The sequence below is a fragment of the Mesorhizobium sp. LEGMi-168a genome (assembly GCF_058312955.1).
Genome location: NZ_JBZEGV010000028.1, coordinates 47,401 through 60,133, shown reverse-complemented (window position 1 = coordinate 60,133; position 12,733 = coordinate 47,401). Strand labels below are relative to the sequence as shown.

The window sequence follows — 12,733 nt, the reverse complement described above, 5'->3', positions numbered from 1 at the left end:
GGCGTCCAGATTTGTTAAGTCGCCGACCCGCATTGTGCAACACTTCCACTGCGGCACACAGCGATACCAACCAAGAACAAAGGGGAACATCATGCTGAGACAGCCGATCTTGAATGCCACGACCATTGCGCTTGCCGCCCTTCTGGCCGCAAGCGCGCCTGCAGCCGCTGCCGAACTCGGCGCCAAGGACGAGCCGATCAAGCTCGCCATGCTCGAATGGACCGGCGCGCATGTCTCCACCCACATCGCCGGCCAGCTTCTGGAGAAGCTCGGCTACAAGGTCGAATACGTCACCGCCGGCAACTTCCCGCAGTTCTCAGGTCTGGCCGACGGCTCGCTCAGCGCCTCGGTCGAGATCTGGCTGAACAATGTCGGCGACATCTATCCGAAGGTACTGGCCGAGAAGAAGATCGAGGACGTCGGCAAGCTCGATCTCAAGACCCAGGAAGGCTGGATCTATCCCAAATTCATGGAGAAGGTCTGCCCCGGCCTGCCGGACTGGAATGCGCTGAACAAGCCCGAATGCGTCCAGGCGCTGTCGACGCCCGAAACCGCGCCCAACGGTCGCTTCCTCGACTATCCGTCCGACTGGGGCTCGCGCGCCGCGACCATCCTTGCCGACAACAGCATGCAATACACCGCCGTGCCGTCCGGCTCGGAGGGCGCGCTGGTCGCCGAATTGGAAGCCGCGGAAGCGGCCAAGACGCCGCTGATCATGATGTTCTGGGGTCCGCATTACGCGCTTGCCGAGAACGACGTCGGCTGGGCCACCATGCCGCCTTGCAAGGAGCAAACCAACGAGCACTGCATCACCCCGCCCGATGTCGACAAGATCGTCTGGTCGGGCTTCGGCGCCAAATGGCCGGCGGCCTATGCCTTCCTCAAGGCGTTCAAGATGGAGGCGAGCGAGCAGCAGAAGCTGATGCTGGCCGTCGACAAGCAGGGTAAGGACCTCGACGCCGTCGTCAAGGAATGGATCGACAAGAACGAGACGGTGTGGAAACCTTGGGTGGATGGCGCCAAGGGATGACCCAGCCGATGTGCCTGGTAAGGGCTGAAGGCAATCAGGGTTCGGCTCCCGCAATGCGCGGGGCCGAACAAGCCAGTGGCGCGGGCGCTTGCCGATGAACGCCGCCGAACGCCCGATAAAACTTGCCTGCCGCAACGTCTGGAAAGTCTACGGCCGGCGTCCCGGCTACTATTTCGACTCGCGCGGCTATGTCATCGATCCCGATGCCTTGGCCGAGCGCCTGCGCGCCGAAGCGCATCTGCCGGCCGTCGTCGATGCCAGCTTCGAAGTGGCGACCGGCGAGATCTTCGTCATCATGGGCCTCTCCGGCTCGGGCAAGTCGACGCTGGTGCGCTGCCTGTCGCGCCTGGTCGAGCCGAGCGCCGGTGAGATCCTGCTCGACGGCAAGAACCTGCTGCAGGCCAGCGGCAAGGAACTCATCGAATTGCGCCGCCATGCTATGGGCATGGTGTTCCAGAATTTCGGCCTGCTGCCGCATCTGAGCGTGCTCGACAATGTCGCCTTCCCGTTGAAGATCCAGGGCAAGCCGGCGAAGGAGCGCGAAACCCGCGCCCGCGAGATGATCGCGCTGGTCGGGCTCGAAGGCCGCGAGGCCTCTTTCCCGCATCAGCTTTCCGGCGGCCAGCAGCAGCGCGTCGGCATTGCCCGCTCGCTCGCCGTCGGGCCGGAACTCTGGTTTCTCGACGAGCCGTTCTCGGCGCTCGACCCGCTGATTCGCCGGCAAATGCAGGACGAGTTCCTGCGCCTGCAGCGCATGCTGAAGAAGACCATCATCTTCATCACTCACGACATCGCCGAGGCCTTTCGGCTGGCTGACCGGGTGGCAATCATGCGGGCCGGCAAGATCGTCCAGATCGGCCGCCCGGCAGACATCGTGCTCCGCCCCGCCGACGACTATGTCGCGCAATTCACCGAGGACATGCCGCTGCTGCGCGTCATCACCGCGGGCGACATCGCTACGCCTGCCAACGAAGCGGCGCTGCCTGAAAAGACCATTGCAGCCGACACCAACCTGGAAGCGCTGATCCCGCAACTGGCCTCCGGTGTGACAGCCTTCACCGTGTCAGGCGCCGGCGATAGCCCGCCGGCGCTACTCGACGCCAGCGCCGTGCTTGCTGTGCTGGAGCGCGAACAGGCAAGGCGCACCCGGTCATGACGACACCGGCCGCGACATTACGGTCCTCATCGAGGTTCGCAGTGGATCCGGCCCTCCTTCCCTGGTGCGCCCTGGCGCTGCTGACGGCGCTTTGCCTGCTGCTGAAGACGGAGTTCCCCTGGCTGGTCACTTTCCCCAAGGAATGGACGCTGCCGCTGGCGGCTCAAGTCAACGCGGTGACCGACGCCGTCGTTGCCGTTGTCCAGCCGGCGTTTCGGGCGCTGTCGGCCTTGCTCGACGCGCCGATGCGCGGCGCGCGGCTGGCGCTCGCCTGGCTGCCCTGGCCGGCGGTGATGCTTGGCGTGGCGGCTCTTGCCTTGAAGTCGAGCGGCGGCCGGCTGGCGATCTTCGCCCTGCTCGCGCTCGCCTATATCCTGCTCGCCGGCTACTGGCCGCAAAGCATGAACACGCTTGCCCTCGTGCTGCTGGCGGTGCCGATCTCGACCGTGCTCGGCTTTCTGCTCGGCGTCCTTGGCTATGCCCGTCCGCGGCTGCGCCCGGTGCTGCTCGGCGCGCTCGACCTGATGCAGACCGTGCCGGCCTTCGCCTATCTCATTCCGCTGCTGCTTCTGTTCGGCTTCGGGCCGGTCGTCGGGCTGATCGCCTCCGCGATCTATGCGACGCCGCCGATGGTGCGCAACACCATGCTCGGCCTCGACCGTGTGCCGGCGGCGATCAGCGAGGCCGGGCTGATGAGCGGCTGTACCCGCCGCCAGCAATTCTGGCAGGTCGAGGTGCCGACGGCGCTGCCGCAGCTTCTCGTCGGCTTCAACCAGACGACGATGGCAGCGCTGTCGATGGTGATCGTGGCCGCCATCATCGGCGGCTTCGAGGACATCGGCTGGGAGGTGCTGTCCTCTATGCGCAAGGCCGAGTTCGGCCAGAGCATCCTCTCTGGCCTGGTCATCGCGCTGCTTGCCATCCTCATAGACCGGCTCACCATCGGCTTTGCCAGGAAGCCGGAGACCGGGCCGACACGCGCCATGCAGTGGTTGACGCCACGCTGGCTGGCGTTGTCGCTGGTGGCGGCGCTTGCCGGCGCCGTCGTCATCCGCCTTGCCGCGCCGGCTGCAACGCTGCTGCCGGAAACCGGGCTGCGCATGGAGATGGGCGCCGTCAATCAATGGCTGCTTGGGCTCGTGCGCGACTATGCCTGGTTCTTTGACGGCATCCGCAACGCGGTCCTCTATTGCCTGCTGCTGCCGATGCGGGTTGGCATTTCCGGGGCTGCCACGCCGGCCATCTGGGGCTTTTCACTGCCGCCGTCGGCATTGGCCGTTTATGTCGTCCTGGTGCTGTCCTCGGCCGTGCTGGCGATGCGCCGTTTCGGCTGGCGGGCGGCGGTCGCCGTGCTGGCGGCCGGCCTCGTTCTCTACACCGGTTTCCTCGGCCTGCCCTGGCCGGTCTTCATCCTCGCCGTTGCACTGCTTGCCGGGCAGGTGGCAGGTTTGCGGCTCGGTCTCTTCGCGCTCGCCGGCTTCGCGCTGATCCTCGTCAACGGGCTATGGCCGCAACTCGTGCAGTCGCTCTATCTCTGCACCCTGGCGGTGCTGCTCTGCCTGCTTGTCGGCGGCGCGCTGGGGACGTGGGCGGCGCATAGCGACCGCGTCTCGCGCATCCTGAAGCCGATCTGCGACGCGCTGCAAACCATGCCGCAATTCGTCTTCCTCATCCCGGCGCTGATGTTCTTCAAGGTCGGCGAGTTCACGGCGCTGATCGCCATCATGCTTTATGCCATCGTCCCGCCGATCCGCTATGTCGAGCATGGGCTTAGACATGTGCGCGCCGACGTGGTCGAAGCGGTCGAGCAGATGGGCGCGACGCCGATGCAGACGCTGCTGCAGGCAAAGCTGCCGCTCGCTTTGCCGGTTGTCATGCTGGGCCTCAACCAGACCATCATGGCGGCGCTGTCGATGCTCGCGATCGCAGCCCTTGTCGGCACCCGCGATCTCGGGCAGGCGGTCTATGTCGCGCTCGGCAAGGCCGATGCCGGCATGGGCCTGATCGCCGGCCTGTCGATCGCCTTCCTCGCCATCCTGGCCGACCGCCTCATTCAGGCAGCCGTCGCCCGATCGACCGCGGCCTGAGCTGAGGCCGCGGCGCCGCCGCCGCATTCCGGCCTTTTCGCTATGCAACAAGCCTCCGATGACCCCTTTTGCCCGTGACAAGATTTCCGGTTGAGCCGCCGGCTAGACGGCGATAGGTTATGCTGCAGTGCACAATGGGTTGCGGCGGCATCCAAGGCTCAACGGACAAAATCCGGTATGAAGATTCCGAAATCCATTCTGATCGATCCGGAGGCAAACAGGGCCTACGGCGCCTTTGCCGTGGTGGTGTCTGTCCTTGCCTTCGCCTATTCCAGCAATTTCGGCCAGATCCTGATCCTGGCCTATTACGCGGTCTGGCTGCCGCTGCTCTTCGTCGACTACAGGCGCTTCACCTGGAAGCTCTCGAACGCCTGGCTGCCGATACTCTTCGCGGCCTATGTCTGCCTGTCGGTCTTCTGGTCGCAGGCTGCCGGCACCAGCGCGCGTGCGGCGGTGCAATATTCCTCGCACATCGTCTGCGCCTATATCGCGGCGCGCACCATCAGCGTCCGGACGCTGGTGCTGGGCTCGTTGATCGGCATCTTTTTCGTCCTGCTCTACTCACTGAAAGTCAACGCTTACGCGCTCGACATCATCGACGGTACCTTCAATTTCGTCGGCGCTTTCACCTCCAAGAACCTGGTCGGTTTCTTTTCGTCGCTGGGAATCTTTTTGTCCTTCGTCTTCCTGATGTTTTACCGGCGCAACTGGCTGAGCTTTTTCTGGACCGCGCCGATCATCCTGATGTCGGCATACATGCTGGCGATCTGCCATTCGGCGACGTCCGTCGCCTCGCTGCCGGCGGTGCTCGGCATCGTCATCTTGCTCACCATGAGCAGGGTCCTGTCGCGGCGCTACCGCCGCGTGCTGTTCGTGGTCGGCGGCGGCGCGCTGGTGGGCGGCGTGGTGGCCGCGCTGAACCTTGGCCTGCTGGACGTCGTGCTCGGCATCTTCGGCAAGGATTCGACGCTGACCGGCCGGACCTATCTCTGGCAGCAGGGCTGGGAGGCAGCGCAGCTGCATCCGCTGCTCGGCTACGGCTATGCCGCCTACTGGGTGCAAGGCTTCGCCGATCCGGAACGGCTGTGGGCGGAGTTCTACATCACGACCCGCACCGGCTTCCACTTCCACAACACCTATATCGAGACCCTGGTCGAGATCGGCTTTATCGGCGTCACAATGCTGGCGCTGGTCATCCTGCGCGCCTTCTACGGCCACATATCGAAGGTGGTGTTCGGTGACTGGAACGCCGATTCGGTGGTGCTCGCCGGCGTCGTCGGGCTGATGCTGATCCGCTCTTTCTTCGAGGTCGAGATCCTCGGCCCGTACTTCATGGCCTCCTTCATCGTCTATTTCGGCCTGTTCAAGCTGAGCCCGATGCCGGTTGCCCGGCGACGGCGGGTCGTCATCCCGGTCGAGGACCAGAAGCCCGCCAACGGCCGCGTCCCCGCTCCGGTCTGATCGGCTGGGGCAATGCCAGCAAGGCGCGGAGCGGTTTCCGCTCCGAAACTGTACATGGAAATGTCCGAGATCCTACGCCACGGCCCGCGAGCGCTGCATCTGCCGCTGCAGGAAGCGGCGCAGCGGCTCGTCATAGATTCGGGTGGCGATGTCGGCGATGACGATGACCGCAACGGCCATCAGGATGCCGAACCAGGGATGGTGCGCGAACGGGTCGACCGACACCGCCTTGCCGGCTCCGGCGATGATCATCAGCATCGGCGTGTGGATGATGTAGATCGGGTAGGAGATCCGCCCCAGCCAGCCATAGAGGCCCGCCAGCCGCGGAGCGGTCGGCGCCACGGCGCCGGTCACCACCATGATCGGGAAGACGATGGCGATGCAGGCGAGATCATAGGCGACGCGTACACCGCCCGCCGGTGCAATCGCAAAGACGATCAGCGTGAGCAGGATCGCGGCCTCGACCCACCAGCCGCGCCGCAGGAAGCCGAGGCCGTCGTGGTAGCGGGCCATCGACCGGCATAGCAGCACGCCGAGGAAGAAGGAGAACGACACGCGCGGCAGCCCGCTGACGATGGTCTTGCCGGTCATGCCGAAATCGAGAGTGCCGGCGATCACCGAGGCGACGATCAGCAGCACGAGGCTGACGGCGATCAGCGCCGTCAGCACGCGTCTCGACAGCAGGAAGAAGAGGGCGGCATAGGCGATGTTGACGATCAGCTCGAAGAACAGCGACCACGAGGCGGGATTGAGCGGAAAGATCGTGTGGTAGGCCTCGCCGACCAACGGAATGAAGAACATGCCTGTGGTGAGCTGCGTGCCGATCTCCGTCAACGGCATGTAATCCGCCGGCATCAGCCCGTTCTTGACCAGCAGGTAGAAGAAGCCGAGCAGCGTGCCGGCGAGGTAGAGCGGATAGAGGCGTATCAGGCGGATGGCCACGAACGTGCCGAAACCCATGCCGTTCTCGATCTTGCGGTCATAGGCATGCGCGATGACGAAGCCGCTGAGCAGGAAGAACAGGTCGACCGCGAGATAGCTCGACGGCAGCACCTTGCCGTCGGCCAGGAACGGCGAGAAGTGGTAGAGCATCACGCTGATCGCCGCCACGCCGCGGATGGCGTCGAGGTTGAGATAGACGTGACGCGGAGCGGCGGGTTGCATTCTATGCCTTCAAGCGGTCCAAACAGATCGCTCGCCCGCGCCTTTGCGCGAACGAGCCTGACGTGTTCCTCCCGCCTCCGTGCCGGGCCGCTGAAGCGAGGCCCGAGCTGGTGGCGCTATTGGCTGGCCGTCGGCGACAGCTTGACCTTGATCACGTCGCCCGGCAGCACCGGCGTGTCTTCCTTGGCGTCGACCTCGCTGGTCTTGCCGTCGGCGACGCGCACCAGCGAATAAAGCAGGGTTGGTGCCTCGCTGCCGGTCATGGCAGCCATCGTCGCCGGATCCGACGCCTGCGCGATCAGGCCCTTCTGCATGGCTGTCCTCAGCGTCGCCTCGTTGAGGTCGGCTTCGGCCTGCTGCCGGCTGGCGGCCAGGTTGGAGTTGAGCGTGTTGCGGGCATCGATGGCGTCCTGCTCGGCCTTGCTGATCGACTGCTTGGCGGTGAGGACCGCTGTTTCATAATCCAGGATCTTGCCCTGCAGGTCGGCCACCGACTGTTTCGAATCGAGCAGCCGCGCATTGGCGACCAGGCCCTTCTGCGCCAGCGGACCGATGCTGGTCAGCTGCTGCTGCGCCAGGTCCACCTGCTGCTGCTGGTTGGCAATCTTCTTCTCAAGCGATTCGATTTCGCCCTGCAGAACCCCTTTCAGGTCGTCGAGCGCATCGAGCTTCAGCTTCAGCGCCTTCTGGTCGGCCGTAAGGATCTGCATTTCGTCGGCGACGATCGCCTGCACTCTCGGATCGCCCTCGACCTCCTTCGGCACGTCGAAGCTCGGCTTGCCGGCGAGATCTGCATCGATGCGGGCGCGCTTGATGATCAGCCGCAGCCGCTGGTCGTCGTAGATATCGAAACTACCCTTGGCGGTGACCAGGTCCTTGCCGAGTTGAGGGCCGTAATCGGCGCTGCGCCGGATGCCGCCGGCGATGCTCAGCGCCTTCAGCACCGTCAGGTCGGGCACATAGGGAAACTGGCCGGGATTCTGCACTTCGCCAGAAATATAGAACGGCCGGAACTGCGCCATTTCGACCGAGGCTTCAGGCTTGTCGGGCAGAGCCAGCTTCCGCTGCAGCGCAAGCCCGATCGCCGTCGCGACCTCCGACGTCGTCTTGCCGGCCGCCTGCATCTCGCCCACGAAAGGCACCGAGAGCGTCCCGGCGGGGCCGACCGAATAGTCGCCGTTGATCGCCGACCAGTCGCGGAACGTGCCGTCGACCGTCTGCCATTCGGCGACGCGGATGTTGAGCTTGTCCTGTGGACCGAGACGATAGTCCTCGGCCGCCGCCATCTGCGGCGTCAACAGAGATATCACAAGCGCCGCGGCCGCGAATCGGCCGGGCGCCCTGGAAAGAAGACTGCTGGCGAAAGACAGTCCGAACGGGTGTTTTTTCAAATGAACGTTTCCGATCCGCTTTGGCCCCATCCGCCCGATGAGATCACTGCCGGATGCCTGCCCCGCGTTCAGCGCGGCAGGCCCGTCGGTCAATAGCTGCCGCGCGACATCCACACGGCAGGCACGGTCTTGACGATGATGCGAATGTCCTCGACCATCGACCAGTTCTCGACATAGTGGCGATCGAAGGCGACGCGCGTGTCGTAGGACACGTCATTGCGTCCGCTCACCTGCCACAGCCCGGTAAGGCCGGGGCGCGACTTCAGATAGTAGACGGCGGCGCTGCCGTAGATCTCGAGCTCGTCGCGAACGACCGGGCGCGGCCCGACAAGGCTCATGTCGCCCTGCAGGATGTTGATGATCTGCGGCAGCTCGTCGAGGCTGAGCTTGCGCAGCACCTGGCCGACACGCGTCACACGCGGATCGTTCTTCAGCTTGCGCGTCGCCAGCCATTCGGCATTGGCGTCCGGATTGGCGGCCAGATGCGCCGCGAGCACCTTCTCGCCATCCTGGACCATGGTGCGGAATTTGAGGCAGGCGAAAATCCTTCCGCCGCGACCGATTCGCTTGTGGCCATAGAAGATCGGCCCGCGGTCGGAAAGCTTGACCAGCAGGGCGACCATCAGGAAGAGCGGGCTGAGCAGAACCAGACCGGCGAGCGAACCGACGATATCGAAACTGCGTTTGAGCAGACCGCCGATGGGGGGTGGAAAATCAATGCCAGCCTGCGAAAAACCCGCATTAGCCGGCTTGGCGACGTCCCTCATGCAAAAGCTCCATACGTTGAACGGATGGTTTACGGCACGATACCAAAAAAATGTTGCAGCGCAACACACAATTTCCCATCCGCATGAAATGTTCACGTCATGAATTGACTAAATAATAAACCTGCCCTGCACAAATTTTGGCCTTTGTGGCATGTTTATGACAAGGTGAGGGAAAATCAGGGAAATGTAGTGCGCCATTTGGGCCGTTTTTGGACAGCTCATTCTTTGCTGCAGACGATTGGTGGTTGCAGGCTGGCCGAATCACTCGCGGGGGTAAGTTCTTAGCGTAAAATACTAATTAATATTTTGAGTTTTACTATGGTTGGTTTAGCTATCTTGAATATGTGGTGGCGCCGGAATGTGCGTCGCAGCATGGCAGAGTCGATCCCGCAAAACCGTTGGAAATCACTTGCACCTGGCCTTGCTGCAAAGGCCTTGCCTTAATAGAGTCGCAAACTGTTTCTGTCATAGTTTGGATGGGTCAGGAAGGCCGGAAGCAACCGGTCGAATTGGGCAGCCAGAAATAGCTCTTTGGCGCAACGGGGAGTCACGCGGGTGGGTAAGTCACAGCTTTTGCATGCTTGTGTCGGTTGACGGGCCGACGAGCATGTCTTTACCAAAATTCATCGTCGGGATGATATTCGCGCTCGCGATCGTGGTCGGCTGGTCTTACTTCGACGGCACATCGCTTGGCACCATCATCATGCGTGGCGTCATTTGCGCCGTGGTCATTCAGGTGGGTTATTTCCTTCTGGTCTACGTCATGATTGCCAGGAGCGGGCCGGTGCCCGCCGATAAGAGCCGAGAGGCCGACCGCGGCATCAAGGTGGCCAAGCGCGAAAAGCTAAGCGCCAGGCGCGGCAGTCTCCGCTGATCGTTCGGCCGGCGCCGGGAGCGGCGCACTGTCGGCCAATGCCTTGTCGGCCAGCGGCGCGGTTTCCCGTTCGGCTTGCTCACCGGAGAGCATCCTGGCCAGCCGGCTGCCGGACTTCGCCTTCAGCCTTTGATATTGCCCGGCTTCCACGATACGTCCGTTCTCGATGGCCACGACCCAGTCGGCGAAAGCGATCATCGACGGCCGGTGCGCGATGGTCAGGATCGTCATCTGGCCGCGCAGGTCTTCGATCGATTGAGCGATCAGCGACTGATTCTGCCAGTCGAGCGCGCTCGTCGCCTCGTCGAGGATGAGCAGCAAGGGTTTGCGCAACAGCGCCCGCGCCAGCGCGATGCGCTGGCGTTCGCCGCCCGAGAGGCGGACGCCGCGATCGCCCACCACCGTCTCCAGCCTCCGGTCGAGCCGCTCGACGAAATCGGCCGCATGTGCCTGGCGCAGCGCCGCCCAAAGCTCCTCGTCGCCGGCCTGCGGCGCCGCCAGCCGCAGATTGGCGGCGATCGTGTCGTGCAGCAGGAACACGTCCTGCGGCACATAGGCCACCTGGTCGCGCCAGGCCCTGCGGTTCCTGGCAGTGATCTCGACGCCGTCGGCAAGGATCGTGCCCTCGGTCGGCTCGAGCAGTCCAAGCAGCATGTCGGCGATCGTGCTCTTTCCCGAGCCGGACGGACCGATCAGCGCCGTCACCTTGCCGGCGGGAAGGCTGAAGGTGATGCTTTCGACCACCGGCGTTCCGTCGCCGTCGCCATAGGCAAACGAGACGTCGCGGATGTTGAGGCCGGTGTCGAGCGACAGCCTGGCGCCATGTCCGGCTTCGTCCGGCTCCGTCTCGCGCTCGGCGTCGAAGCGTGCCTTGAGGGCCTGCATGGCGGTATATGCCGGCAGGTTGATCAGCATTTGCTGCGCCTGCACCTGCATATCCATGAAGCGCGGCGCGACCCGCATGAAGACCAAGAGCAGCACGACGATCTCGGCGAGCGACAGGTGGAAGCGCACCAGCGCGATATAGATGAACAGGCTGAGCCCGATGACGCTCGTCACCTGGAACAGCGCTGTGCCGATGGTGCTGTTGCGGACATAGGCGATGTTGTCCGCCTTCATCTTCTCGAGCGTCGCGCGGAGCTGCGTGAAATAGCTCGCCTCGACGTTCAGGCTCTTGGCCACCTTGATGCCGCCAAGGAATTCCGAAACCGTGCGGTACTGGTCCTGGCGGCTGCCGGTCAGCACGCGGCCATAGGCCCTGGCGCGCGCACGGAAGGGCTGCAGTGCGACGAACAAGAGCACGCCGATGAGGATGGCGAAGGACGTCATCACCGGGGAGATGAACAGCGACACCACAAGATAGCCGGCAAGCAGCAACGCCGTCTGGGCGAGCATCAGCAGCGAGAAGGCGGCCGCCTGCACCCGGTCGATGTCGCCGGTCAGCGCATGGTCGAGGTCGGAGCTGCGCATGCGCGTGAAGACGCCCCAGCGCGCCCGGCCGATGCTCTCGAACAGGTTCATGCGCACGCGGTTGACGAAGTCATAGAGCAGCCGCGCCATGTAGAGCGACTTGAAGCGGTTGAAAATCGCCTGCAGCGCCACCAGGGCGACGAGCAGGCACAGCACCGTCGCCAGCGACAGCGTGTCGCCGGGCGCCAGCCAGCGTAAGGCGCCCGGCACCCGCACGGCGAAATCCTGGTCGGCATTGCCGATCAGGTGCAGGAGCGGGATCAGCAGCAGGATCGAGAGACCTTCGGTCAGGCTTCCCAGGATCAGGAAGGCCAGCGCCGTCAGCGTGCGCCGCCCGCCGATATGCGCCATCACGCCGCCGAAGCCGGCGACATCCCGCAAAAGCGACAGGCGAAGTTTTGAGGACCAGGCCATGCCTCTCATCACCTTGTTTGCGCGCTGGCCGCCAGATCGCGCCCGATCAGGTCGACTGCTTCATCGATCCGCTCCAGGGAGGCCGGCACTTCAAGTCGGCAGACACCGATCCGAGCGGCAAGCTGCGCGCATTGACTGAGATGCGTGGACACGAAATCGCCGACCAGCGCCTGCCGGCCAAACCGGGTGACGTAGGAGAACTTGATGATCGCCGGCAGGGCGCCGGCGCCCGGCAGCGGCGTGATCGTCGCCCGCTCGCCGCGCTCCAGCACATAGATCCGGGCTGCCGGCACGGCTTCGCCGGCAAATCCGTCACGCAGACGATGTTGCGCCTTCTCGATCTGCGGATGCACCTGCGGCCGCACCTCCGCTTGGCCTATGCGGATGGCATCGGCGGCGTCCGCCGCAAGCTTGAGCTGCGGAAAACCGGGCAGGATCATCGGCCGGGACGGACTGGACAGGTCGAGCGCCACGACATCATCGGTAAGCAGAAGGTGACCGGCGCGGATCATCGCGCCCGCCATGGTCGACTTGCCGGCGCCCTTGTCGCCCATGAAGATCACGCTTTGGCCGTCCACCGCGACCGCGCTGGCGTGCAGGACGAGCAGGCGGCGCTGATGCAGGGCAAGCGCCAGCACGGGTCCGAGAAGTGGGAAGGCAAGCAGCGGATCGTCGATCCCAGGCGCGGGATCGACATCGATTCGGCCGGCACCGCTGATCCTGAATGTCCCGATCGCCTGCCACGAAAGATATTGATGGCTCTGCTCGAACCGGAAGGCCGTGGCGTTTGGCAATGCGCCCTCCGGAAAATCGATCGGCCCGACAGCAATCTCGATGTCCGGCGTTGCCGGCGCAGTCGGCTCCAGTTCCGGTAGAGCCACTTCGGACCCGATCGTCAGACCGTACGCCTTATAGAAGC

10 protein-coding genes are annotated in these 12,733 nt (G+C 64.1%); 5 read left to right on the top strand and 5 right to left on the bottom strand.

The features are described from left to right. The first annotated feature begins 91 nt into the window (after window positions 1–91). From AC4FWB_RS27505 to AC4FWB_RS27490, 4 genes are all read left to right on the top strand, one after another. Window positions 92–1,030: an ABC transporter substrate-binding protein gene (locus AC4FWB_RS27505; protein ID WP_491029376.1), complete on the top strand. Its 939-nt coding sequence runs from the start codon at window positions 92–94 to the stop codon at window positions 1,028–1,030. A 94-nt stretch (window positions 1,031–1,124) separates the two neighbouring features. Next, window positions 1,125–2,186: a quaternary amine ABC transporter ATP-binding protein gene (locus AC4FWB_RS27500; protein WP_491029375.1), complete on the top strand. Its 1,062-nt coding sequence runs from the start codon at window positions 1,125–1,127 to the stop codon at window positions 2,184–2,186. A 41-nt stretch (window positions 2,187–2,227) separates the two neighbouring features. After that, window positions 2,228–4,273: an ABC transporter permease gene (locus AC4FWB_RS27495; protein WP_491029374.1), complete on the top strand. Its 2,046-nt coding sequence runs from the start codon at window positions 2,228–2,230 to the stop codon at window positions 4,271–4,273. Between the two features lie 177 nt (window positions 4,274–4,450). Next, window positions 4,451–5,734, top strand: coding sequence for an O-antigen ligase family protein (locus AC4FWB_RS27490; protein WP_491029373.1), 1,284 nt, complete (start codon window positions 4,451–4,453; stop codon window positions 5,732–5,734). A gap of 72 nt (window positions 5,735–5,806) precedes the next feature. Here the strand turns inward: AC4FWB_RS27490 and AC4FWB_RS27485 are convergent, their stop codons facing one another. The 3 genes from AC4FWB_RS27485 to AC4FWB_RS27475 form a co-directional block, all read right to left on the bottom strand. Further along, window positions 5,807–6,898, bottom strand: coding sequence for an acyltransferase family protein (locus AC4FWB_RS27485; RefSeq protein WP_491029372.1), 1,092 nt, complete (start codon window positions 6,896–6,898; stop codon window positions 5,807–5,809). A gap of 116 nt (window positions 6,899–7,014) precedes the next feature. Further along, entirely contained in the window at window positions 7,015–8,184 is a 1,170-nt protein-coding gene (locus tag AC4FWB_RS27480; RefSeq protein WP_491029399.1) for a polysaccharide biosynthesis/export family protein, read from the bottom strand. A gap of 194 nt (window positions 8,185–8,378) precedes the next feature. After that, window positions 8,379–9,056 carry a sugar transferase gene (locus AC4FWB_RS27475; RefSeq protein WP_491029371.1) on the bottom strand — a complete coding sequence of 226 codons (678 nt, stop codon included), beginning with the start codon at window positions 9,054–9,056 and terminating at the stop codon, window positions 8,379–8,381. 607 nt (window positions 9,057–9,663) lie between these two features. Here AC4FWB_RS27475 and AC4FWB_RS27470 point away from each other — a divergent pair. After that, window positions 9,664–9,930 carry an exopolysaccharide production repressor protein gene (locus tag AC4FWB_RS27470; protein ID WP_491029370.1) on the top strand — a complete coding sequence of 89 codons (267 nt, stop codon included), beginning with the start codon at window positions 9,664–9,666 and terminating at the stop codon, window positions 9,928–9,930. Here AC4FWB_RS27470 and AC4FWB_RS27465 read toward each other — a convergent pair. Together AC4FWB_RS27465 and AC4FWB_RS27460 are read right to left on the bottom strand one after the other, a co-directional pair. Beyond that, window positions 9,901–11,814, bottom strand: a complete 1,914-nt coding sequence (locus AC4FWB_RS27465; RefSeq protein WP_491029369.1) for an ABC transporter ATP-binding protein — start codon at window positions 11,812–11,814, stop codon at window positions 9,901–9,903. The two genes, AC4FWB_RS27470 and AC4FWB_RS27465, sit on opposite strands and share 30 nt — an antisense overlap. A gap of 8 nt (window positions 11,815–11,822) precedes the next feature. Beyond that, window positions 11,823–12,695 carry a phosphoenolpyruvate carboxykinase (ATP) gene (locus AC4FWB_RS27460; protein WP_491029368.1) on the bottom strand — a complete coding sequence of 291 codons (873 nt, stop codon included), beginning with the start codon at window positions 12,693–12,695 and terminating at the stop codon, window positions 11,823–11,825. Window positions 12,696–12,733 lie beyond the last annotated feature (38 nt).

Excerpts from the sequence above, each read along its gene's own strand:
- AC4FWB_RS27505 (WP_491029376.1), top strand. The coding sequence starts at position 92 with ATGCTGAGACAGCCGATCTTGAATGCCACGACCATTGCGCTTGCCGCC.
- AC4FWB_RS27500 (WP_491029375.1), top strand. The coding sequence starts at position 1,125 with ATGAACGCCGCCGAACGCCCGATAAAACTTGCCTGCCGCAACGTCTGG.
- AC4FWB_RS27490 (WP_491029373.1), top strand. The coding sequence starts at position 4,451 with ATGAAGATTCCGAAATCCATTCTGATCGATCCGGAGGCAAACAGGGCC.
- AC4FWB_RS27485 (WP_491029372.1), bottom strand. The coding sequence starts at position 6,898 with ATGCAACCCGCCGCTCCGCGTCACGTCTATCTCAACCTCGACGCCATC.
- AC4FWB_RS27480 (WP_491029399.1), bottom strand. The coding sequence starts at position 8,184 with ATGGCGGCGGCCGAGGACTATCGTCTCGGTCCACAGGACAAGCTCAAC.
- AC4FWB_RS27475 (WP_491029371.1), bottom strand. The coding sequence starts at position 9,056 with ATGAGGGACGTCGCCAAGCCGGCTAATGCGGGTTTTTCGCAGGCTGGC.
- AC4FWB_RS27470 (WP_491029370.1), top strand. The coding sequence starts at position 9,664 with ATGTCTTTACCAAAATTCATCGTCGGGATGATATTCGCGCTCGCGATC.
- AC4FWB_RS27465 (WP_491029369.1), bottom strand. The coding sequence starts at position 11,814 with ATGGCCTGGTCCTCAAAACTTCGCCTGTCGCTTTTGCGGGATGTCGCC.